The sequence below is a fragment of the Pseudomonas sp. 10S4 genome (assembly GCF_034344865.1).
GTDB lineage: Bacteria > Pseudomonadota > Gammaproteobacteria > Pseudomonadales > Pseudomonadaceae > Aquipseudomonas.
In genome coordinates this window covers 4,858,680-4,881,474 of the sequence record NZ_CP133774.1, presented here as the reverse complement: position 1 = coordinate 4,881,474, position 22,795 = coordinate 4,858,680, and the positions used below count along the sequence as shown (strand labels likewise).

The following is a 22,795-nucleotide window of genomic DNA, read 5'->3' as shown; positions in this document are numbered from 1 at the left end:
GCCAAAAGCAATCGTTCGGATCTACAAATCCAAAGTCGCGCTACTATGCCACTTGCACCATTTTGAAAAGAAATCCATCTTAGAAAAATCGAACACGTTTAACACCACGATAAGAGCCACATGGAAGGGGTTTTATGTTAACCAAAATGGCCTCAATCTTTGACGTCGAATGGGCTAATGCCAAGCTAAAAGTCGGTCACGTCGTTCTCTTCATCGCAGCAGTGTGTATCTCATTGATAGCAATAAGCATCTGGGGGGTCTTTAACTCCCTGGAGTACCACTTGCACGACAAAGAAACCGAGATGTCAAACCTTTCCAAGACATTGTCATCCAGTATCGCAGCTACGCTCACTCAAGCCGACACAGTGATTTTAGGGGTTAAGGAGCGGCTGGAAGCTGAAGGTACCAGCCCGGAGAATTTAAAAAACTTAGGTGAGATTCTAAAAATACAACAAAAACACCTGCCTCAAATACATGGCTTCTTTATTTATGACGAACAGGGTCGCTGGCTGCTTAACTCAAACGGCATAATCCCAGCTGGCGCAAACAACTCAGATCGCGACTACTTTATTTACCATCGCGACCACACCGACCCGACCACTTTTATTGGCCCAGCTATACTTAGCCGCTCAACAAACGAATGGATCATGACGGTATCGCGGCGAATCAATCATCCCGACGGTAGCTTTGCTGGTGTAACGATAGCCACAGTTTATCTGAAATACTTCCTCAGCCTTTACGATGACATAGACATAGGAAACAATGGCATTATCAACCTTGCATCCTCAACCGGGCGAATTGTAGTACGCAAACCATTTCGTGACGCTGACGTCGGCACAGACATGTCAAGCGGACAAGCATTTGCCCTACTAACCCCCGCGATTAATTCGGGCACCGCAACAATCAAATCATTTATCGATGGCGTAGAGCGGGTCATCAGTTTTCGACGCATTGATGGATACCCCCTTGTAATTATCGCTGCATTTGATAAAAGCGAAATACTTGCTGACTGGCGTAGCGAATCACTCGCCAGCCTGCTTATATCATCCATATTGTTAGTGATACTGAGCCTTCTTGGATATCGACTCATCAAACTGATGAGCCAGCAAATCCAGGCACAAAAAGAACTACAACTCTCTCAGAAAATCTACATAGAAGCAAACAAGGCCCTCGGCGTACTTGCTCTAGAAGACGGATTAACGGGCCTGTTCAATCGCCGGCAATTTGACTTTTTCATTGAAGCAGAAATCGGCAGGACAAAAAGAAAATCAGATGACACAGCCTTAATCATGATCGATGTCGACTTCTTCAAAAAGTACAACGACCATTACGGCCATGTACAAGGGGATGAATGCCTGAAGACCGTGAGCGCGATAATAAAAAGGCATGTAACCCGGACAGACGATCTTGCTGCAAGGTACGGAGGAGAAGAATTCGCCATCGTTCTTCCAGGCACAGACTATGTTGGAGCTTTCCTGATAGCCGAAAAAATCCGAATCGAATTAGAGCAAAGTGCAATCAATCATAGTGAGTCTCCTATTGGAGTAGTGACCATCAGTGTTGGCATCGGCGCATTGTCCGCCTCAAAGACCGGGACATCTGAAAACCTGGTAGACATTGCTGATAAAGCGCTCTACATCGCCAAATCCAGCGGGAGAAACCGGACTGTTATCTCCAATTAATGACTCAACAGAAAAATTCAACTAATGCTAGAGCATTCAAGAATGCCTATAGCCTCAGTTGAATAAACTTTTCCGCGCCCCCCAAAGGCTCGACATCTACCCTTTACAGCTTTAAAAATTTAAGCTTGAGAGGCCGTCGCTTTTGCGAACGTAACTGCCGCCTATATCCGCTCACCTGCATCAAACTGCCTATCCCTAATTTGAAAAACACTTCTCATGACAAGGATGACAATCATGACTGTAGATATCAGTAACTTCGACATTGCTACCCCGTTGCCGACGTCAGGTACTAACCCGGTAGCGCTTGAGTTAAACGGCGATAAAGCTCTGGAAGAGTGCCCTACCGTAATCATCCGGCTGGCAGATGGATCTATTCAGCTCACAGCCCCCACCAAGGGAGCATCAAGCAAGAGTACGCATCGAACGCGCTGCGAATGGAAAGAGTCGAATTACTGGACTCTGATTAGCGCTGCCGACCATTGGAACCAGCAAGAGATGACACTGGTGAAGGTCAACTCTGCCCAAAAGGTCGTGGTTTCACAGATGCACGTTCAAGACAGTGTAGATCCGGCGATCAAGGTGTTTTGGGAGAAAGGCTCGCTCACTTACGCGTTTCGAAAGAACTACAGCGGCGCGGACCCAACGCCTAAACTTCTGCTTGGCAACGTTGCGTTAGGTGCGAAGTATCAGGTGAGCATCCATAGCACGTCTGCTGGCGCCGTTGTTGTGAGTGCCAGCGTGGGCGGCAAGTCCGCATCCTCCCCAATTTTGCAACTAGGCAGTTCCTGGATATCCAAATCTTTCGATTTCCATGGAGGTATTTACAATCAAATTGACTACACCGATGCCACCTCACCAAGCGACGGCTCGATTTGTATTGTCAGCCAACTGTCCGTGAGCCACGTCTAATCTGTGCTCCGGCTATTTACTGGCGGCCTGCCACATCAGGTCGAAAAAACGCGATGGATATGCTTAGGCCCTACGCCGCCGAAACTGTGGCGCTGGAAGACGACAGGGATGACGTCTGTGCCAGGATGACATCGGCATTTCCGCCGATGTCTGCCAGTCGTTCGTCTTCGACAATGGTGCGTTTTCGGTCTGGAAGAAAGTTTGAATACGTTAGAGCCCTGACTAGTCAGGGCTTTTTCGTTTCTGGCGTTTGGTGAAATCAGCGCTACTCGCTTCCCCGTTGCGAGATCCACGAAAAAACAACTCACCCTTGAGGCTGCCATCCTGGAACTATCGAACTGGGTTGAGGCGCACGAATCTGCCAGGAAAAGACGCAGGTCAACATGAGATATATCCCCGTGCCATTGGCGCTTGGGCTTTTTACAGGCCTCGCGGCTCAAACCTCCTGGCTGCCTTTTCTTCATTCCAAAATCAAATAACTTGCGGCTTCTGAAGCAGGTTTTACGCGGACTGAAACGCATGACCAAAAAATTACTATTGCAAAACTGTCTGGATTTATTACAACCTTGTTGGGCTAGAGGCATCTAGCCATTACCTCAAGGGAGAGAACATGTCTGCAATCACGAAGAGCCAACTCGCCTACAAGTACACTTGGTCGGCAGATTCGGGGGACAACCGGAATTACACCGGCAAACTGGATCGAGACGAAGTAGACCGGGACGAAGGCTATGAGGTACTGCGCTTCCTTAACAGTATCTGCGCAGACAAAGATCAAGCTCTGAACGCCGAGCGCCTGATTAAAACCAAGCTGCCTGGCTCCGTTCAAAAGCGGGCTGAAATACTCAAATGGCTCATTGATAACTGGCAAAAATAAGATTGACGTTTCGGGTTGCGGACCTAATCCAGTAGGACGCAGCCCCCTACCCCGTCAACGTAGTTCCGAAACACTCGCCTCTTTCCTGGCGTCCTGCCGACCGTACGCCCCCAAACCCTGCAACTCGTCACCCAACCTTCGCCCGACTATCGCACCCAATTGCTGTGTATCCGAACGGGCGCTTCGGTGGGAATCTTTGGCTTGTCCGATCTCCGGCAATAAAAAACCCGCCGAAGCGGGCGTTATGAATTTTTAGTAGGCTGTGGGAGTCAAGTAAAAATCCCCGCTACTCATTGAAATCCTCCGCCGAACAGACTCGCCAGTTTTTAATTCAATCTCGGATTCAGCGACGGAAGATGTCCCAAACATTACCCAAGTACTCAACCCGAGGACATGCCTGCCCGGAGTAAGGCCAAATCGGGCTACCTCACCCGGATGAAACTCAGCTGCCGGCATTCCATCAATATGCAAAATGAAACGAATTTCAGACCCGACAATGCCCTCATCTCTCGTTACCACAAGCTGAGATTCATTCTTTTCAGAAAACGCGAAAAGCCTCGACGCCGGTACTGACGCTGCATTTTCAGCTGAAACGGGTGAGGTGGAACACCCCGCGATACTAAGTAGAGTCAACGCCACCGCCCCTATCAAAATCCGCATGACTCGTCCTCTTCCATAAATTTTTGATGCTGTATTTCAGCGTGCCAAATTCGAGATAGCATTTTCATCTCACACAAATTTTTACGACGCCGGATATTCGATCGGAGGGAGATTGCCATGTGCGAAAGAATCGATAACGAACAACGGATCCGGTGAGTGTTGGGTCGATATCAACCAAATGCCAGGGCATTTCAGCATTTGGTGCCAGGACCGTATAGCGATCACCTGACGTCTGTAAAAGGCCTCCAATACTCCCGCCAATTAACTGCGTGCTTTGCCATCCATCACGGATGCACTCAGCCACAACCTTAGGCGTGCGAGTAGATACCAAATCGAGCACCGGTGGTGTTTGCCTGATATCTCCAACACTTGAACACCCAGCCAACAATGCTGAAGCCAGCGCCCCCATCAGCGGTCGCATAATTCTTCCTCATCCTGAAAGGAAGCGACTATAGCAGTCGCTCAACGCACTGAGCAGCAGCTCTGCTGTATCAGCGCTGGTCGATTTCAATACCCGTTCTTTAGTGGATGCTGCGTGTCGCGCCCTCGTTGAGATATCACGAAACGTCACCATCAACAATTACCTAAAGTACCCGTACGGACAATCCAAACCCAGCACCACCTATAAACTAAAGCAGTTGGATGACTGCTTGCTCCGGAAGACCTTCCAAAAATGCCACCACACTATCCTTAGGAATACGAAACATACGCTCGTTCTTGAAAACAGGACCAATAGTCCTCAACTGAAATATGAAAACAAAAACCCGCCCGCCCCCTCAAATTTACTTTTCCTCTGTACGAACGCTCTGGCGTCGACCCACAGGCAAAGCCAGGGGTAGCACCCCGCGTAGATCACATCGCGATGCGAACGAACGCCGGCATCAAATTAAATGTTGCAGCTGTACTGATACTCGAAGGGAAAAAATACCGTATCGACCACCAACGAAAACGGCGCATCAATGAGTAAAAAGGGGATTAGTTTTCCGTGGGATGTGCCGACTAACCACCAGTCAAAACGCACACCCGTATAGGGGCATGGGTGCTCGTAGTCCATTCTCATCGCTACCGCCATGCACCCAGTTAAACAGGCGAACATGGCCAACAAAATCACGTTCCGAAACACGTAACGTCCTTATTACTTTCATCCGCGAGCGGAGTCCCGTCGCGACAATGCTCTGTTGATACAACAAACCCAAGCCGTCGCCTGGCGCGGGCCTGGGTATTCACATGAAGGCAGCGATTGGCAGGCGGTTACAAGCAAGCAGGAACCGATAGCGTGTCTGCCAGCAACGTAAAGGGAAGGTCGAGAATGATGAACGGCCCCACTAAAGGCATCATCTCTTTGAACTCGAATTCCGTTCCGTTAAAACAGGAAATGGACCCGTAGGAATTGGCAGCAATCCAGGCACAGCCACTCAATTGTGAAATGGCCAATATCAATATGAGCTTGCGTAGCACGTAATTTCCTTATTACTTTTCCATTGCCTGCGTCATAGACGCTATCGCGAAAAGTTAGTCACCGACCCAGGGCCCGCCGCATGCACTCCCACTGATAGATGCCTGAGTCGAAACAATCGTGCCGGCCCAACTTCATAATAACCACCCAAGCACTGGTCTACGCTGAAGGTACAGGCGGAGGATCCGATCATGTGCGGACGACTTTCCCAGTACCGAGGCATTCACGACTTCGTAGCTGCCCTGAGTATTCCCAACGCCCTGATCAATACCGTCGGCGACCTGCCGCTGGAATACTACAACGCCGCGCCGACCACTCAACTCGCCCTCTTCCACCAGGAAGGCGATGTGCTGCACGCCGACAGGGTGCGCTGGGGATGGCGACCTCATTGGTCGAAGGACCACACCACGCCGATCAACGCCCGGGTCGAGAAAGTCGCCCATGGCCCATTCTTCAAAACGATCTGGCCGCATCGCGCGATCATCGCGATCGACAATTGGTTTGAGTGGGTCTATGAGGGTGGCCCGAAGAAACAGCCCTACCTGATCCGCCGCAAGGATCGCGCGCCGATCCTCTGCGCAGCGATTGGTCAGTACCCAAGGTACGAACATGAACCGGATGAACATGACGGGTTCGTCATCATCACCGCCGACAGCGCTGGCGGTATGGTGGACGTCCACGACCGCCAACCCGTGACGCTTTCAGCGCAACTGGCCCGGGAATGGCTGAACCCGGCCACGCCCAAGGAGCGTGCTGAGCAGATGGCACTTCTACAGGCCGAGCCTTGCGAAGGCTTCGAATGGTTCAAGGTCGATATGGCCGTTGGCAATGTGCACAATCAGGGGCCTGAACTGATCGTGGCAGCGCGGTGAGGCATTCTCGATGGACTCCTCAATGGCACCGCAGAGTGGTCAATCAGGCGGATCACGCCCATCACGACTATTAATAAAAGCATTCCAGTGCTCATAGGCGTCGTGCTGGCGCTTGACGGCGTCCTCCCATGCCGGCCCTGACACAGAGCGGGATGAAATCAGCTCCATCATTTCCGTTGTTGCAGCATCGAGATCCGCCAGCAGCGCATGCGATTTGATCCTGAAATCGTCGACTGATGTCATTGCCTTAACCCCATTGACGCTACCGTCACCGAGAAGTAAATACTTCAGCATCATTGAGCGCGAATAAGGTGAATGATTCACAACATCCGATCATCGGTACCGGCCAGATGTGCAAAGCCCAGCGCGATGGCTGGGCTCTGTTTATTTTCGGTTTGCCATCATTTTGTCGGCGAGCGCTTTGGCCCGTTCAACCAACAGGTTCTGCCGGTCTTGGTGAGTGGCTTCTCCTACCACCGGTGCCGTCAGATTGCTTTCCGCAATCAATGCGGCGCAGAAGTATCGATCCCAAACTCGTTGCTCCGTCGCTTGCTTATTCACTTGGTCGGCGTCCATGTGCTGCTCCTCTTGATGAAGTGCATTGCCATTTTACGCCCGAATCGCAAACAAACCGCGTTGCCGGCTAGCCAGGAATATTGAGGAAAGCGTTCCAGCGTTCATAGGCATCGTGTTGTCTTTTGGTCGCAGCGTCCCATTCCGGTCCGGAAACACATTTAGATGTCACTAGCGTCATCATTCCCATAGTCGCGGCATCCAACTCGATCAAAAGCGCTTGCGATTTGATGCGGAAGTCTTCGAATGATGTCATTAACTTGCCTCTGGCCGGAGTTCACCGCCATCGAGGAACAATTGCTCCTCACCCTATGGAGTGGGGCCAGTATCGATAATTCAGGCGGTCTGACGGTCGGTGCACGTTGACCCGGCACCATTCGTCGCCCATAAAAGCATGGTGCCCAATACCTGACGCCATCTGGCTTAGGGATTGCATTGCCCGGTCCTAGCAGCCCCAGAGCGACGTAATTCTGACGCGACTGCAATCAAATCAACGCTTAAGGACTCCAGCGATACGCTTGGTCAGTCACCGGGAGATGTAACGTGTCAACTCTCAACGAAATCGCAATGAACCACGCGAGAATGGCTAAGGCAAAGGAAGAAGAGTCGACCGCGCTGACTGAGCGACACGTGCAAATAGTGGGCAATATCGAGGTTCCCTCACTGGATGCGCCACCGCACATACCACTGCACCTCATCGCCGGGGCACAAGACAACCACGTCGGCCAGGCCTGCGCCTGATCTGACACCCACTTCTCTCACGCCTCATTACTCGTATTAATGAGGCGTGCGGCAAGCGCTCCCTCTACGTTGTACAGATCCCTGATGACTGAAAGTTTTGAAGGAGTGCCGCCGAGACCCTGAGCGTCAGTTTTTTCTGCAGAGTGGCCGCGGCATCTTCCGTGAGCGTGGACATGACGCCGGGCAAAGGATCAACAATAAGGACTCCATCACTATGCCAGGGGCAGATAGTCGACTGGCAACAACCCCGTTCCTCAACTAACGTTTCTACCTCATCAATCAGCCGCTGCTTCATCGCTAGCGCCTTATCAAGGAGAGATAGATGACACCCGTTCGAACCGCCGAAAAAACCTATCGCACTTGGTCCAGTCCCATCCTGCTTGAACTCAAGGAACGTGAACATCAGTTGGACCCGGTGGCCCGCCAGGCGCTGCAGAATGTGCTGGTCGAGAGAAGACTGGTGGACACTGGCAACCCCGCTGGCCCGGATCGGCGCAACGCAGACCCGGCCAAAAGCGACAACCATCGATAACTGACGCTCATCACCGATTCGCTGCCGACGCGACGCAAAGCGCACACGCTTACCTCGCAGCAGCGAATCCCCGCTCCAGATCCTCGATCAACGCTTCGACATCTTCCAGCCCGATATGCAAGCGCAGCACCGGATTCAGTGCGCGATCCTGTGCGCTGTCACGTTCCTTGAGTTCAGCGACGGTGATCAGGCTTTCATAGCCGCCCCAAGAAGCACCCAACCCGAACAGCTGAAGCCCGTCGATGAAACGTTCGACGTAGCTCGCGTTGGCGTCGTGCAGCTCGAACGAGAGCAAACCATTGCTGCCCTTGAAGTCACGCTGCCACACGTCATGGCCGGGGTGATCGGGCAATGCCGGGTGGAACACCCGTTTCACCTGCGGATGAGCCTGCAACCAGTGTGCGATTTCCAGGGCCTGGCGTTCATGAACATCCAGGCGTGACGCCAGGGTTCGGGCGCCGCGCAGCACCAGGTAGGCGTCATCGGGGCTGACAGCGCTGCCGAAGGCGTCGCTCATGGCCGCCAGCGGTTGCCAGGCTTCTTGCCGGGTGCAGACACTGCCCATGACCACGTCGCTGTGACCGCTCACGTATTTGGTCAGCGCCATGATCGAGATGTCGGCACCGAGGGTCAGCGGTCGATACAAGTAGCCTGAGCCCCACGTATTGTCCACGGCCAGCAAGATGCCGCGCGGCTTGCACAGGGCGGCGATGGCCGGCAGGTCGCAGAGTTCGTACAACAGCGAACCAGGCACTTCGGTGTAGACCATTTTGGTGTTGGCTTGCAGCTGCATGTGCAGGTCGCGGGCGTCAGGCGCGAAGTAGCTGACCTGAATGCCGAACGGCTGTAGAAACTCTCGGGCCAGGCGCCTTACCGGCGAGTAGACCGCGTCGGTGATCAGCACATGGTCGCCGGGCCGCAGGTAGGCCAGGAACGTCTGGGCGACCGCTGCCAGGCCGGTGCCAAACAAGCGGGTGCGATAACCGCCCTCAAGTTCGGTGACCAGATCTTCCAGGGCGAATGCCGTTGGGTTGCCGCGAGCGCCATAGCTCAGCACTCGCTCATGGTCGCGCCGGGAACGGGCGTCACGCATTTGCGCGAGGTTGTCGAACAGCACCGTACTTAACCGCGTGACGGGGACGTTGACGGCGCGACCGCCATTGCCCTTTTCGGTGCGTGCCAAATGAATGAGCTGGGTACGAACCCTGGACTTTTTCTCTTGCAGCGGCTTTAAGCTGGCGATTTCGTCTTCGCTCATTTGCGCCAGCAAACCGATCTCCCAGGCCAGGTATTGCCGCGCCGCATCCTTGTTGCCGGAGTGGCGGTCGTGGGTGAAGAACAGGAAATCGATGCACTGTTCATTGAGCGGTGTATTGACCGTTTCCTCCACCGCGAAACCCGCCGCGCGCCAGGCGTCGAGGCCACCGTCCAGCAGCCGGGTTTGCTGGCGTTGGTATTCGGGCAATTCCAGTGCCGCGAAAGCCGCCAGTTGCGGATCGTCGGCCAGCACCACCAATGGCCGCAATTCACCGGCGACCTCGGCTGCGAGCAACGAACGGATCGACCAACGCGCCCCGCCGATATGACCTTTTCGATAGCTCATGCTCGGGCGCAAATCAATCAGTGCAACGGCGGCGTCCCTCAGCGCATCGGCCAATGCCTGGACGCTGATCAATGGCAACACTTCAGGTGCGGCGACTTCGAGTACTGGCAATGCCAAAGAACTGCTCGCACCGCCCTCAAGCACATACGCCTCATGCCCCAACTGACGCAGCCAACTGGCCACAATCGGCGCCCGCACGCCATCGCTGTCGATCAGCACCAACCGTGCCTGGCGCACGCCGACATACAAATCAGTGGACTGAATCAACTGCCCACCCGGCGTGTGTTGCGCGCCCGGCAGGCTGCCGGCGGCAAACTCCTCGGCAGTGCGCACATCACACAGAAACAGGCTGCGACCGGCATCCCTTGACCACTGCTCAACCTGTGTCGCCGCCACGGTTTTCACTCCAGCCTTTTGCGCCAGTTGCGCGGCGGCCAACCGCTGAGCCGGCAAGGCATCAGATGACGCCTCATCGGCATAGCGCCGTGTGCTGCCATGCTCCAGCTGAAAGTCTTCCAGATACCAGCCCTGAGTCCCGTTCTCCAGTGCATAAACCGGGTTCTTCACCCCCAGGTTAATCAGCGTCTGCGCGCCAATAATGCTGCGGGTTCGACCGGCGCAATTGATCACAATCGGCGTGCTCTCGTCCGGCACCAGATCGTGGACGCGATAGCCCAGTTCGCCATTCGGGCAGCAGACCGAGCCGGGAATTGTCATCTTGCGATACTCATCGAACGGCCGACCGTCGAGCACCACCAACGGTTCGCCCCGGGCCTGCCATTGGGCCAACTCCGTGGCGGTGATATGCGGCGTATGGCTGGCCTCCTCCACCAACTCACCAAATGCCTTGGAAGGCACATGCACACCGGCAAACAACTGAAATCCGGCAGCTTGCCAGCCATCGGCACCACCATCGAGTACATGCACGCGAGCATAGCCCAGCGCCCGCAAACGCTGGGCCGCACGCGCCGCAACGTCGCCGCCGTCCTGATCGTAGATCACCAGCCGCACTTGTGGATTCGGCGCTAGACGCCAGACCTCCAACTCCAGGCGACTGTAGGGCAGGTTCACCCCGAAAAACAGATGGGCTTCGCCATATTGACCATGCTCACGCACGTCAAACAGGGCAATTTCCTGCCCGTCGAACAGCCACTGCTGCAATTGCCCTGGAGTTACGGTCTGGCTCATGGGAGTCCCGCTAGAAAAATAGAGTTATTGAAGCGCGAGGGAGCGCTCATTGGCGGCGATTTCTCGGCCCTTGGCATAGGCGCGTTGAATGGCCGGCCGAGCCTTGAGGCGTTCGCGCCAGACGTGGATATGCGGAAAGTCCGCCAGGTCCTGCCCCTGACGCAACGGCTGAATCCACGGGAAGATCGCCATGTCGGCAATGGAGTAGTCACCCGCCACATACGGCACCTCGGACAACCGCGTTTCCAGTACCCGATACAGGCGCGTCGCCTCGGCATTCAGCAGGTCGAGGGCGAACGGGATCGGCTCGGGCGCCTTCTCCTTGAACAGCTGCAACTGGCTCAGGTAGGGCGTGACATGCCCGACCTGCCAGAACAGCCATTCCTGAACCTTTTGCCGTTCGGCACTGCCCGCAACCGGCAGAAATTGCCCGGCCTTGTCGGCCAGGTAATTGAGAATCGCACCGGACTCGAACAGGCTCAGCGGCGCGTCCAGACCCTGCGGTGCCTGATCGACAATCGCCGGAATCCGCCCATTCGCGCTGATGCGCTGGAACGCCGCCTGCTTCTGCTCGCCTTCGCGGATGTTGATCGGCAGCACGCGGTACGCATGCCCGAGTTCTTCGAGCAGGATGCCGATCTTCAGCCCGTTGCCGGTGGGCCAGTAATACAAATCGATCATGCGTAGGCCTTGATCGACGGCGCCATTTGCGAGGCGTTGTAGTTGAGAATCCGCCCGTCGGTGTCCACACCGTAGCGGCCGTTGAGCGATTCCAGCGGCAGGCCATAGAGGTGGAAATGCAGAGTCGCGTGCTCGCCTTCGACACGGATGCCATGCAGGTCTTCGCCCAGGAACGAGATCGACGTGCCGGGCTGCACGATGACTTCTTTTTCCAGGTGCAGCGTGGTGAAGCCAGGTTCGCGACCTTCGTCGCTGCGACCGTAGACGAAGTTGATTTCCTGGCCTTCTACGGCGCTGATGATCGCCCAGGTTTCGTGGTTGTGCGGTAGCGTACTTTTGCCCGGCAGCAGCGAGTTCAAGTACAGCGTCGGCGTGTCGCCATCGTCATTGAGACGGTAGCGGAACGCGGTGCTGCCCTGCCCCGGCACCGGCGCCGGGAACGCGTCGAAGTTGAACAGATCCCGGCGCTCGGCCAGGTCTTCGAGCAAGGCAACGATTTCAACCAGTGCGGCGCGGTCGACGCCCCGTTGATTGATCACACGGATTTTCTTGAGGAAATCCTCAATGACGACGGCACGGTTATCGGTACTCATGAATTAGCTCCTCGGTGTTACACGGACAGGCTATAGCGGCTCAGGTTGGTCAACAGATACGGATCATTGGCAGTCGCCGGGCGACGGCCCGGGTCACCCAGCGCATGGCGCAAAAACTCCTGGGTTCGTTCGCTGCTCGGGTGCTGAAAGATTTGCGCGGCGCTGCCGTGTTCGACGATTACGCCGTTTTCAGTGAAGTAGACGATGTCGCTGATTTCTTCGGCAAAGCGCATTTCGTGGGTCACCAGCACGCAGGTCATGCCCTCTTCGGTCAGCTCGCGAATCACCGTCAGCACCTCGCCAACGGTTTCCGGATCGAGGGCCGAAGTCACTTCATCGAACAGAATCAGTTCCGGGCGCATGGCCAAGGCGCGGGCAATCGCCACTCGCTGCTGCTGGCCGCCGGACAACTGCCCTGGATAGGCATCGGCCTTGTGTTCCATGCGCACTTTGGCGAGCAAGGCCCGGGCTTCTTTCTCGGCATCGATCCGGCTGCGACCCAAGACCTTGCGTGGCGCAATCACCAGGTTTTCCAGCACCGACAGATGCGGAAACAGGTTGTACTGCTGGAACACAAACCCCACGCGCTTGCGCAACTCGATGCGCTGGGCTTCCTTGGCCAGGGTGTGCACCTCGGTGGCGCCGACGCGGATGCTGCCGCGCTGGGGCTGCAACAGGCCGGTGATGCAACGCAGGATGGTCGACTTGCCGGAACCGGACGGGCCGATGATCGACACGGCCTCGCCGCGATGGACGTCGAGGTCGATGCCCTTGAGCACCGGGTTGGCGCCGAACGACAAGTGTAGGTCGCGCAGGCTGACCAGGGGCTCGGCGACGGTTTCAATAGAAGGCATAACGTCGCTCCAGGCGTTGGGTCAGTCGGGAAATCGGGTAGCAATAAGCAAAGAACAACACCAGCAGGCTCAGGTAAATCACCACGGTGAAACCGGTCATGTTTACGGTGTTGCTGGCGATCTGCGCGGTGTCGATCACGTCATGCACGCCCACCAGGGATGCCAGCGCGGTGCCCATGGTGATGACCGCGTAGAGGTTCATCCACGGCGGCAACATCCGCTTGAAGCACTGCGGCAGGATGATCGAACGGAAAATCTGCCCACGGGTGAAGGCCAGGGAACGCGCGGCTTCCCATTGGGTGCTGGGGATCGAGGCAATGGCACCACGGAAGATTTCCGCAACGTTGGCGCTCGCCGGCAAGGCCAGGCCAATGGTGACTTTGACCCAGTCCGGAAACGAGACGTAGGTGCTGCCGATCTTGATCTCGAACGGGAACACATAGGTGGTGAAATAGATCAGCACCAGCCACGGCGCATTGCGGAAAATCTGCACCCAAATCTGTGCCGGCAGTCGCAACAGCCTTAGCGGCGACACGGCCAATGCGCCCACCAGCAATCCCAGCAGCGAGCCCAAGCCGATCGCCACCAAACTGATCAAAATGTTCTGGCCAAAGCCCACGACCAGCGCCGGCGACCATTGCAGCAAGGCCTTGAACACCGGGCTTTGCGGGGCGAAGTACAGCAGCCAGAACACAGCAACCGCCAACAGCAGCAGTTTGCCGACATGCCGACGCGGCCAGGCCAGCGGCGCGCTGACGGACGATTCAATGGCCATAGCCGGGCATCCTCAGGCGCGCTTCGAGCAGGCGCCCCACACAGTTGACGATAAAACTCAGCAAGCCGAAAAAAGTCAGGATCAAGATCATCAGTTCCAGCACGTTATCGCTTTGGGTCCAGATCATGATCGCCGCGTAGGTGATGTCCCCGACGGCAATCGCCGAGGCGACGGCGGTCATTTTCACCAGATCGATCAGGTTGTTGATCAGCGACGGCAAAGCAAAGCGCAGGGCCAGCGGCAGTTGTACATTCCAGAGCAATTGACGACTGCTGAATGCCAGGGAGCTGGCGGCTTCCAGCGTCACCGCCGGCACCGCTTCAATGCCGGCGCGCAGGGCTTCGGCGTGGAACGCGCCCTTGTGCAGCGAGATCACAATCACCACCCAGGCGAACGGTGTCAGCGGGTTGGCCGTGCCGACGGCTTGAGTCAGCAGCATGTTCAACACCAGGAACGCGCAATACAGCTGCACCAGCGTCGGGGTGTTGCGGGTCACTTCGATGAAGACCCGCGCCGGTGTCGCCAGCCAGGGTTTGCCCGAGGTCAACATTGCCGCTAACCCGACACCGGCCAACAGACTGCCGACGATGGTGAACAGGCACAGCAACGCCGTGGTCAGCGCGCCCTGCTCCAGCGTGCCGCGTTGATAGGCGTCCAGCAGAAAGCCGTAGTTCAGGCCAAACCCGGCGGTCCAGTGGACGAAAAGCTCCAGCAGATGACTCATGCTTCGCCCCGCAATTGCCCGCAGGCGTAGGCGATGCGGCGTCCGGCCTCGGCAACGTTGTCGGTCGCGGTGGCGATGGACAGGCGAAACCACGGGGACAAGCCATAAGCGCTGCCCGCGACGCCAGCGACGCCCTCATCCAGCAAATACGCGACGACATCGGCGTCATTGTTGAGGCGTACACCGTCCGGGCGATAACGTCCCAACAGGCCTTCGCAGCGGACGAACACGAAAAAGCCGCCCTGAGGTTCAAGCACCTCGAGGCCATCCACTTTGCGTAAGGTGCTTACCAGCAGATCTCGTCGTTGCTGATACGCAGCGACCTGTGCCGACAAGAAATCCAGCCCACCGTCGAAGGCTGCCAACGCAGCGGCTTGCCCGACCGAGGAAGCGCCCGACGTCGATTGCGACTGCACGACCGCCATGGCACTGGTCAACGCCTGCGGCCCGGCACCAAAACCGATGCGCCAACCGGTCATGGCGTAGGTCTTGGACACACCGCCCACCAGCAGGCAGCGCGGTTGCAGATCCGGGGCGACGTTAAGCAGGCTCTGGGCCGGTTGACCGTCAAAGCGGATATGTTCGTAAAGCTCATCCAGCAGAATCAGCACCTGCGGATGCCGACGCAGCACCTCGGCCAACGCCTGCAACTCGCCGGCGCTGTACACCGCGCCGCTCGGATTGCCGGGGCCGTTGAGGATCAGCCAGCGCGTGCGCTCGCCAATGTGTTGTTCCAGTTGCTGCGGCGTCAGCTTGCAGCCCTGGGCCAACCCGCATTCGATGAATACCGGTTCGCCGCCATTGAAGCGCACGCTGTCCGGAAATGTCGGCCAGTACGGCGTTGGTACTAGCACTTCATCGCCGTCATCCAGGGTCGCGGCGAAAGCGTTGAAGATGATCTGTTTGGCGCCGTTGGCAATCACGATGGATTCCAATGGGTAATCCAGTCGATTCTCGCGCCGGAGTTTGCGCTGCACGGCGACCCGCAAGGCTTTGACGCCGGGCGTCGGCGTGTACTTGGTGGCGCCGGCCGCGATGGCGGCATAGGCGGCTTGCTTGATGTGCTCCGGGGTGTCGAAATCCGGCTCGCCGGTGGTCAGGTCGAGGATGTCGCGACCGGCGTCTCGCAACGCCGTGGCCTGGGATTTGGCCGCCGCATTGGCCGACAGCGACACGCGCTGCACGCGTTTGGACAGACGAAGAGTCATGGTTTTGGCACCTCCACAACCTTGCCCGGATTGAGCAGGTTTTTCGGGTCCAGTGCGTGCTTGATCCGCCGCATCAGATCGAGCTCCACCTGGCTTTTGTAGCGCTCCAGCAGTCCGACTTTGCGCTGCCCAATCCCGTGCTCGGCGCTGATGGAACCGCCGTGGGCGTGGGCGCTGTCGTGGACCAACAGACTGAGAGCGGCGTAATTAGCCATGTGCGCCTCGACCGTCGAACCCGAGTGGATGAGCGACGTTGTAATGCAGATTGCCGTCGCCCAAATGGCCGAAGGTGAAATGCCGGACGCCGGGGAATTTTTTTGCAACAGCGCGTCGGTGTGAGCGACAAACGCCACGACCTGGGAAATCGGCACCGAGATGTCGTGCTTCATGTTGCGACCGGCACGCTTCTGCGCCTCGCTCATGTTTTCCCGCAGCAACCACAGGCCCTCGCTCTGGGCCAGGCTTTCGGCGATCAGCGCATTGGCCAGCAGACTTTGCTCAAAGGCTTCGCCCAACACCGATTCAAACGCTTCGCGAGCATGGCTTTCACTGTGGTTGTCGGAGAGTTCCAGCAACGCAAACCACGGCTCGACGGCGCCGAGAAACGGCTGTGGACCTTGTGGAAACTGCTCACGCAACAACGCCAGGCAATCGGCGCTGAGCAATTCGAACGCGGTCAGGCTGGCGCCGAAACCGGCGCGGGCGTGGGACAGAAATTTCACGGCCTGTGCTAAAGAGTCGAAGGCCAGCAGCGCCGTGGCCTGGGCCTTGGGCAACGGGAAGAGCTTCAGGGTCGCGGCAGTGATAATGCCGAGGGTGCCTTCGCTGCCGATAAACAGGTCGCGCAGGTCGTAACCGGTGTTGTCCTTGCGCAAACCGCGCAGGCCATTCCAGATTTCGCCTTGGGCGGTGACGACTTCCAGCCCCAGAGTCAGCTCGCGGGTATTGCCATAACGCAGCACCGCCGTGCCACCAGCATTGGTCCCCAGATTGCCGCCGAGGGTGCAACTGCCTTCGGCGCCGAGGCTGAGAGGGAACAGGCGACCGGCGTCACGCGCCACGTCCTGCACGGTTTGCAAAATACAGCCGGCCTCGACGGTCAGGGTGTCGTTGTCGGTGTCCAGGTTGCGCACGCGGTTCAGCCGATCGAGCAACAACAGCACGGCGCGGCCGCTGCCGTCCGGAGTCGCGCCGCCCATCAAACCGGTGTTGCCGCCCTGCACCACCACCGGCGTGTCATTGGCCACGCAAGCGCGGACCACCGCCGCGACTTCCTCGGTGTTGGCCGGGTGCACGGCGGCAATTACTTGCCCCACGTAGCGACCCTGCTTGTCGGTCAGGTACGGCGCAGCGTCTTCATTGCTTTGCACATGACTGGCGCCGAGCAGTTGCTGCAAGATCTCGAACAACCCTTGGCTCATGGCTGAACCGCCAGCGGTTCGGCGTTGCGGTACTGTTCATGCAGGTCGCGCAGAGCCTGGGACGGCGCCATGCCGGTGCGTTCGCCCAACGCGATCAGCCAGCCGCTGCGGTGCCAGTCACGGACGATGGCATCCAGTTTGGCCTGGGTATCGTGCTCGCCTTTGCGAATCCAGATCACCGAGTTCGACGGGATCAAATCCCCCGGCAACGGGATCTCGTAACCGGCCCATTCGGCATCACTCAACAACGCCTGCATGGTCGGGCTGACGTGCACCGCCGCCACGCAGCCATTGCCCCGCAGCGACAACAGCGATTCCGACTGACTGCGGAACGCCTTGATCTCGGCGCCGTAGGTTTCCTGCAACGGCTTGATGAAGTTGCTGCCTTGGGACACGCACACGGGCTTACCCTTCAGATCAGCCCACTGGGTGATGCCCGAGCCCTTGCGAATCAACGCAGCGCCGCCGACTTCTTCATAAGGCGTGGGCACGTAGTCGAGAATCTCGGCACGCTCTTCGGTGAACTGCATGTTGGCGATCAGGATGTCGACCTTGCCCTGTTGCAGGAACTGCACACGGTTCGGCGCGAGCACCGAAACGGTCTTGGTTTCGACGCCCAGCGCCTTGCCTATGCCCTTGGCCAGTTCAACGTTATAGCCCAGGTGTTCGCCGGTCTTCGGGTCTATGGTGCCGAACGGCGGACCGCTGAGAATCACCCCGACGCTGATGGCGTGGCGCTGCTCGATTTTGTCCAGTGTGGCGTCGGCCTGGGCCAGGCTGGCGGCCAGTGCGGCACACCCGGCGAGGCATAGGGTGGTCAGGGTTTTAGCGAAAAAAGAGGCTTCATGCACAGCTACCTTGAGCGTTGGTCGGTTAAAAACGATGAACCGGCCTCAGGCGCCGTTGGCCTGGAACTGTTTCTGCAACTCGACCAGCGCCGGGGATGCCGGGGTGATGTGGTTACGGGTTTGGGCCTCGATCAACCAGCCGCTGCGGTGCAGCTCCTTGATGATCGGGTCGAGTCTGGCCTGGGTGTCGCTTTCGCCACGGCGGGTCCAGATCACCGACGGCGCCGGGTTGAGTTCCGGTTCGAGGGCGCGATAGCCCTGCCATTCGGCGGTGTCGGCAAGCAACGGGTTGATCAGCGTGGCGTCGTGCACAGCCGCAACGCAGTTGTTGCCGCGCAGGGCTAGCAAGGATTCGGACGAGCTCTTGAACGCTTTGATCTCGGCGCCCAAATCGGTCAGCGGCTTGACGTAGCTACTGCCTTGGGAGGTGCAGACCGGTTGGTTCTTCAGGTCTTCCCAACGGGTGATTTTGCTGTCCTTGAGCACGGCGGCGGTGCCGCCGACGCGGTAGAACGGGGTCGGCACAAAGCCGAGGATCTCACCGCGTTCAGTGGTCCATTCCATGTTGGCGATCAGCAAATCGACTTTGCCCTGCTGCAGAAACTGCACGCGGTTGGCCGGCAGGACCGGCACCAGTTGCACTTCGGCGCCAAGCTGCCGTCCCAGCTCCTCAGCGAGGTCGACATTCAAGCCGCGAGGCTTTTGGCTGGAGGGATCTATCGCACCAAAGGGCCCGCCGGACAGCAGCACGCCGACCACTAACACGTGGCGTTGCTGGATCTTGTCCAGCGTGGCATCGGCCTGCGCGGCGCTGATGCCCGACAAGGAAATCAACGCGCCCAGCACCACAGGCAACAATCGTTTAACGGGTGAGCGCTCGAGCAACATGGATTTCCCCTCATGGATGATCGGCGTACCCCGACCTGATGAGTGGCATCCTAGGTACAGCGCTCAGGCAACGGAAATGCAAATATCTAATATCGTTATAACTCGGAAGGTTTTACTTTTTAGCAAAACGCTTATATCGCCGTGTTTGCTGGCGCTAAACACGACTCAAGAAAATCCATTTCTCCGAACACATAAAAATATGTAATGTTTATGTTCGTGCCCTTGATATAAAAGCAGCCTCCATGTCGACCCTGCCTACCCTCGATCTCGAATTACTGCGTACCTTCATCGCGGTGGTCGATCACCACAGTTTTGCCGAAGCCGGCGCGCAGCTGGACCGCACGCAATCGTCAGTCACCCAGCACATGCAGCGGCTGGAACAACAGGTGGGCGTGAGCCTGTTCGAAAAGCGCGGCCGGCAAAAACAACTCACGGAAGCGGGTCAGCAGTTGCTACGTCATGCCCGGCAAATGCTTTCGCTCAATGACGACGCGCTGAACTCCTTGCGCGAAAGCAGCTTGAGCGGCGTGCTGCGTATCGGCTCGCCCCATGACATCGCCGACACCATCCTGCCGCCGATGCTCAGCCACATCGCCCGCTCGGCACCGCGCTTGCGCCTGGAGATCGATGTCGGGCGCAGTCCCTTCCTGATGGAAGACCTGCACCGGGGCAAGGTCGACATGGTGATTTCCACTCGCGCGGATCCGACTCTCGAAGGCTTCGCCCTGCGCACCTCGCCGGTGTGGTGGATTTGCTCGGCGCAGTACATTCACAACCCCAGTGAACCGTTGCCGCTGATCCTGGTGGATGAACCGAGCATCTATCGGCGCTATGCATTGGAAGCGCTGGAACGCGCGAACATTCCCTGGCGCCAGGCGTACCTGGCGTCGAACCTGATTGGCATCAAGGCTGCGACCCGTGCAGGGTTGGGCGTGACCCCGAGAAGCATGGAAATGCTCGGGCCGGACATGCGGGTATTGGGGGAAAACGATGGGTTGCCGCGGTTGCCGGACGTGACATATCACTTGTGGATTCGGCCGAATACGGTGAACCCGTTGGTGCGCCGGGCTTACGAGTTGATCAAAAGCAATCAAGGGCACTAACAGCACAAAACAAAACAAATGTGGGAGCTAGCTTGCTCGCGAAGAGGCCGTGTCAGTCGACATTAATGTTGAATGACACACCGCTTTCGCGAGCAAGCTCGCTCCCACAGTAGTTTGGGGGTCGCTCACAAATATCCGGTTCAACCCGCTCCCACAGGGTACTGCGTTACTTCAGTGCCAATAGATCAACAACACTTCGGCCCAGCCTTACTGCCGTAACGCGCTTCCTGACGTTCCCGAAAGAACATCTCGTAGCTCATCACCGGTTTGTCCGGGTGTTTGGTTTGCATATGCTCGACGTAGTTGTCGTAGTCGGGCATGCCGACCATCAGGCGCGCGGCCTGACCGAGGTATTTACCGAGGCGACTCAGGTCATTGAACATCGTTGCAATCCTTGATCACGCATCCGGCACAGCCTGGAACGGTGATTCTTTATCCGTACGTTCTTTGCTGCCCCATGCCGAAATCCCGACCTTGAGCGCATAGAACAGGATGCTGAACACCACGAACAGGAACAGCGCTGTCAGCGTTGCGTTGGTGTAGGCGTTCCAGATCACGTGTTGCATCTGATTGATGTCCTTGGCCGGCGCGAGGATCTGACCGTTGGCCAGGGCATCGCTGTATTTCTTGGCCAGGGCCAGGAAGCCAATCGCCGGGTTGGCGTCGAACAACTTAATGAAACCGGCGGTGGTGGTGCAAATCAGCAACCACGCGGCCGGCAACAAAGTCACCCAGATGTAGCGTTGGCGTTTCATTTTGATCAGCACGACGGTAGCGAGCATCAGCGCGATGCCGGCGAGCATCTGGTTAGAGATACCGAACAACGGCCACAAGGTGTTGATGCCACCGAGCGGATCGATCACGCCTTGATAAAGCAAGTAACCCCACATCGCCACGCAACCGGCAGTCGCGATCAGGTTGGCGGTCCAGGATTCCGTTCGTTTGAGCGCCGGAACGAAGGAGCCGAGCAAATCCTGAAGCATGAAGCGTCCGGCCCGCGTGCCCGCGTCGACGGCGGTGAGGATGAACAGCGCCTCGAACATGATCGCGAAGTGGTACCAGAACGCCATGGTGTTTTCACCCGGCAACACACTGTGCAGGATCTGCGCAATGCCGACTGCCAGCGTTGGTGCACCGCCGGCGCGAGCCAGTACGGTGGTTTCACCAATGTCCTTGGCCACCAATTGCAGGGCTTCCGGGGTAATCGCAAAGCCCCAACTGCTGACGGTTTGCGCCACAGTCACCACGTCACTACCGACCACGGCGGCCGGGCTATTCATGGCGAAGTACACGCCCGGCTCGATCACCGAAGCGGCAACCATCGCCATGATCGCGACGAAGCTCTCCATGAGCATGCCGCCATAACCGATGAAGCGGGTCTGGCGTTCCTTCTCGATGCAGCTTCGGGGTCGTGCCGGAGGCGATCAGGGCGTGGAAGCCGGAAAGGGCGCCGCAGGCGATCGTGACGAAGAGGAACGGGAACAACCCGCCCTTCCATACTGGACCGGTGCCGTCGATAAATTGGGTCAGCGCCGGCATTTTCAGCTCGGGCATGGTGATCAGAATCCCAACCGCCAACGCCAGGATGGTGCCGATTTTCAGGAAGGTCGACAGGTAGTCGCGTGGCGCCAGGATCAGCCACACCGGCAGCACCGCCGCGACAAAGCCATAACCGATCAGCATCCAGGTAATCTGAATCCCGGTGAAGCTAAACACTTTGGCCCACACCGGATCAGCAGCAATCTGCCCGCCCACGAAGATCGAACCGAGCAGCAACGCCACGCCGATCACCGAGATTTCACCAATGCGGCCCGGACGGATGTAGCGCATGTAAATGCCCATGAACATCGCGATCGGGATGGTCGCCATCACGGTGAACATGCCCCACGGGCTATCGGCCAGGGCCTTGACCACGATCAGCGCCAGCACCGCAAGGATGATGATCATGATCAGGAAGCAGCCGAACAGCGCGATGGTGCCAGGGATGCGGCCCATTTCTTCACGGACCATGTCGCCCAGCGAGCGACCGTTGCGGCGGGTGGACATGAACAGGACCATGAAGTCCTGAACCGCGCCGGCGAACACCACACCGGCAATCAGCCACAGTCGTGCCGGGCAGGTAGCCCATCTGCGCTGCCAACACCGGACCGACCAAAGGCCCGGCACCAGCGATGGCTGCAAAGTGGTGACCGAAAAGGATGTGTTTGTTGGTCGGGACGTAGTCCAGACCATCGTTGTTAAGTACGGCGGGGGTCGCTCGATTGGGATCGAGTTCCATCACCCTATTGGCGATGAACAGGCTGTAATAGCGGTAGGCAACAAGGTAGATGGCGATGGCGGCGACGACAATCCAAAGGGCGTTGATCGCTTCGCCGCGGCGCAAGGCCACGACACTCAGCGCAAACGCTCCAATGACAGCCACGACAAACCAGGCGAGGTGTTTAACCAGACGGGTCATTGCGTGTCTCCTGCCGGCAGTCCGATAGGCCGCGGCGATAATTTTTATAATGGTGCCCGTTATGCGAGCCTGCCTAATATCCGCGCATGTCGCCATCAGTGAAATCCGCAGTACTACGTAAGGCCCTTCTACGTAGTACTACGCAGATCGGT

Annotated in this window: 23 protein-coding genes and 1 pseudogene; 7 read left to right on the top strand and 17 right to left on the bottom strand. The window is 57.5% G+C overall.

Features of this window, described 5'->3' with window-relative positions:
• The first annotated feature begins 134 nt into the window (after window positions 1-134).
• From RHM58_RS23025 to RHM58_RS23015, 3 genes are all read left to right on the top strand, one after another.
• A complete protein-coding gene (locus RHM58_RS23025; RefSeq protein WP_322268286.1) occupies window positions 135-1,682 on the top strand; it encodes a sensor domain-containing diguanylate cyclase in 1,548 nt (515 codons plus the stop codon).
• A gap of 234 nt (window positions 1,683-1,916) precedes the next feature.
• Window positions 1,917-2,591 carry a polysaccharide lyase family 7 protein gene (locus RHM58_RS23020; protein WP_322268285.1) on the top strand — a complete coding sequence of 225 codons (675 nt, stop codon included), beginning with the start codon at window positions 1,917-1,919 and terminating at the stop codon, window positions 2,589-2,591.
• A gap of 610 nt (window positions 2,592-3,201) precedes the next feature.
• Window positions 3,202-3,465 carry a hypothetical protein gene (locus RHM58_RS23015; RefSeq protein WP_322268284.1) on the top strand — a complete coding sequence of 88 codons (264 nt, stop codon included), beginning with the start codon at window positions 3,202-3,204 and terminating at the stop codon, window positions 3,463-3,465.
• A 1,546-nt stretch (window positions 3,466-5,011) separates the two neighbouring features.
• Here RHM58_RS23015 and RHM58_RS23010 read toward each other — a convergent pair.
• Window positions 5,012-5,248 (bottom strand): YceK/YidQ family lipoprotein, encoded by a 237-nt coding sequence (locus RHM58_RS23010; protein ID WP_322268283.1) that lies wholly within the window; start codon window positions 5,246-5,248, stop codon window positions 5,012-5,014.
• A 128-nt stretch (window positions 5,249-5,376) separates the two neighbouring features.
• Entirely contained in the window at window positions 5,377-5,460 is an 84-nt protein-coding gene (locus RHM58_RS34085) for a YceK/YidQ family lipoprotein (protein ID WP_323571126.1), read from the bottom strand.
• A 312-nt stretch (window positions 5,461-5,772) separates the two neighbouring features.
• On the opposite strand from RHM58_RS34085, the gene RHM58_RS23005 reads away from it, so the two are divergent.
• On the top strand, window positions 5,773-6,453 hold the full coding sequence (locus RHM58_RS23005) for an SOS response-associated peptidase family protein (protein ID WP_201257236.1): 681 nt from the start codon (window positions 5,773-5,775) through the stop codon (window positions 6,451-6,453).
• 39 nt (window positions 6,454-6,492) lie between these two features.
• Here the strand turns inward: RHM58_RS23005 and RHM58_RS23000 are convergent, their stop codons facing one another.
• The 3 genes from RHM58_RS23000 to RHM58_RS22990 all read right to left on the bottom strand — a co-directional run bounded on the left by RHM58_RS23000 (window position 6,493) and on the right by RHM58_RS22990 (window position 7,282).
• Window positions 6,493-6,777, bottom strand: a complete 285-nt coding sequence (locus RHM58_RS23000) for a hypothetical protein (RefSeq protein ID WP_322268282.1) — start codon at window positions 6,775-6,777, stop codon at window positions 6,493-6,495.
• 60 nt (window positions 6,778-6,837) lie between these two features.
• Complete coding sequence (locus RHM58_RS22995) at window positions 6,838-7,029, bottom strand: hypothetical protein (RefSeq protein WP_201196426.1); 192 nt, start codon at window positions 7,027-7,029, stop codon at window positions 6,838-6,840.
• 67 nt (window positions 7,030-7,096) lie between these two features.
• Window positions 7,097-7,282 carry a hypothetical protein gene (locus tag RHM58_RS22990; protein ID WP_322268281.1) on the bottom strand — a complete coding sequence of 62 codons (186 nt, stop codon included), beginning with the start codon at window positions 7,280-7,282 and terminating at the stop codon, window positions 7,097-7,099.
• A gap of 287 nt (window positions 7,283-7,569) precedes the next feature.
• Between RHM58_RS22990 and RHM58_RS22985 the strand changes: the two genes are divergently transcribed.
• Both RHM58_RS22985 and RHM58_RS22980 read left to right on the top strand, forming a co-directional pair.
• On the top strand, window positions 7,570-7,767 hold the full coding sequence (locus RHM58_RS22985) for a hypothetical protein (protein WP_322268280.1): 198 nt from the start codon (window positions 7,570-7,572) through the stop codon (window positions 7,765-7,767).
• 322 nt (window positions 7,768-8,089) lie between these two features.
• The gene (locus RHM58_RS22980; RefSeq protein WP_322268279.1) at window positions 8,090-8,299 is read left to right on the top strand and encodes a hypothetical protein; all 210 of its coding nucleotides are present in this window, start codon (window positions 8,090-8,092) and stop codon (window positions 8,297-8,299) included.
• A 49-nt stretch (window positions 8,300-8,348) separates the two neighbouring features.
• Here RHM58_RS22980 and metC read toward each other — a convergent pair whose 3' ends face one another.
• From metC to RHM58_RS22930, 10 genes are read right to left on the bottom strand one after another with little or no spacing between them, the layout of a single operon-like run.
• Window positions 8,349-11,090, bottom strand: a complete 2,742-nt coding sequence (gene metC, locus RHM58_RS22975; protein ID WP_322268278.1) for a cystathionine beta-lyase — start codon at window positions 11,088-11,090, stop codon at window positions 8,349-8,351.
• A 24-nt stretch (window positions 11,091-11,114) separates the two neighbouring features.
• Window positions 11,115-11,771, bottom strand: a complete 657-nt coding sequence (locus tag RHM58_RS22970) for a glutathione S-transferase N-terminal domain-containing protein (RefSeq protein ID WP_322268277.1) — start codon at window positions 11,769-11,771, stop codon at window positions 11,115-11,117.
• Entirely contained in the window at window positions 11,768-12,364 is a 597-nt protein-coding gene (locus RHM58_RS22965; RefSeq protein ID WP_201257009.1) for a cysteine dioxygenase, read from the bottom strand. The genes RHM58_RS22970 and RHM58_RS22965 overlap by 4 nt, the downstream gene beginning before the upstream one ends.
• Window positions 12,365-12,381: 17 nt before the next feature.
• On the bottom strand, window positions 12,382-13,218 hold the full coding sequence (locus RHM58_RS22960) for an amino acid ABC transporter ATP-binding protein (protein WP_322268276.1): 837 nt from the start codon (window positions 13,216-13,218) through the stop codon (window positions 12,382-12,384).
• Window positions 13,205-13,993 (bottom strand): amino acid ABC transporter permease, encoded by a 789-nt coding sequence (locus RHM58_RS22955; protein WP_201257011.1) that lies wholly within the window; start codon window positions 13,991-13,993, stop codon window positions 13,205-13,207. The genes RHM58_RS22960 and RHM58_RS22955 overlap by 14 nt, the downstream gene beginning before the upstream one ends.
• Window positions 13,983-14,717 carry an amino acid ABC transporter permease gene (locus RHM58_RS22950; RefSeq protein WP_201257012.1) on the bottom strand — a complete coding sequence of 245 codons (735 nt, stop codon included), beginning with the start codon at window positions 14,715-14,717 and terminating at the stop codon, window positions 13,983-13,985. The genes RHM58_RS22955 and RHM58_RS22950 overlap by 11 nt, the downstream gene beginning before the upstream one ends.
• A complete protein-coding gene (locus tag RHM58_RS22945; protein ID WP_201257013.1) occupies window positions 14,714-15,925 on the bottom strand; it encodes an aminotransferase class I/II-fold pyridoxal phosphate-dependent enzyme in 1,212 nt (403 codons plus the stop codon). The genes RHM58_RS22950 and RHM58_RS22945 overlap by 4 nt, the downstream gene beginning before the upstream one ends.
• The gene (locus tag RHM58_RS22940; RefSeq protein ID WP_322268275.1) at window positions 15,922-17,346 is read right to left on the bottom strand and encodes an FAD-binding oxidoreductase; all 1,425 of its coding nucleotides are present in this window, start codon (window positions 17,344-17,346) and stop codon (window positions 15,922-15,924) included. The genes RHM58_RS22945 and RHM58_RS22940 overlap by 4 nt, the downstream gene beginning before the upstream one ends.
• Complete coding sequence (locus tag RHM58_RS22935; protein ID WP_322268274.1) at window positions 17,343-18,197, bottom strand: transporter substrate-binding domain-containing protein; 855 nt, start codon at window positions 18,195-18,197, stop codon at window positions 17,343-17,345. The genes RHM58_RS22940 and RHM58_RS22935 overlap by 4 nt, the downstream gene beginning before the upstream one ends.
• Window positions 18,198-18,239: 42 nt before the next feature.
• The gene (locus tag RHM58_RS22930; protein ID WP_322268273.1) at window positions 18,240-19,082 is read right to left on the bottom strand and encodes a transporter substrate-binding domain-containing protein; all 843 of its coding nucleotides are present in this window, start codon (window positions 19,080-19,082) and stop codon (window positions 18,240-18,242) included.
• Between the two features lie 242 nt (window positions 19,083-19,324).
• Here RHM58_RS22930 and RHM58_RS22925 point away from each other — a divergent pair, with 242 nt between their 5' ends.
• The gene (locus tag RHM58_RS22925) at window positions 19,325-20,185 is read left to right on the top strand and encodes a LysR substrate-binding domain-containing protein (RefSeq protein WP_201257017.1); all 861 of its coding nucleotides are present in this window, start codon (window positions 19,325-19,327) and stop codon (window positions 20,183-20,185) included.
• A gap of 185 nt (window positions 20,186-20,370) precedes the next feature.
• Here RHM58_RS22925 and RHM58_RS22920 read toward each other — a convergent pair whose 3' ends face one another.
• Window positions 20,371-20,568, bottom strand: a complete 198-nt coding sequence (locus RHM58_RS22920) for a YbdD/YjiX family protein (RefSeq protein ID WP_201119648.1) — start codon at window positions 20,566-20,568, stop codon at window positions 20,371-20,373.
• Between the two features lie 15 nt (window positions 20,569-20,583).
• Window positions 20,584-22,643, bottom strand: a pseudogene (locus RHM58_RS22915) (carbon starvation CstA family protein).
• Window positions 22,644-22,795 lie beyond the last annotated feature (152 nt).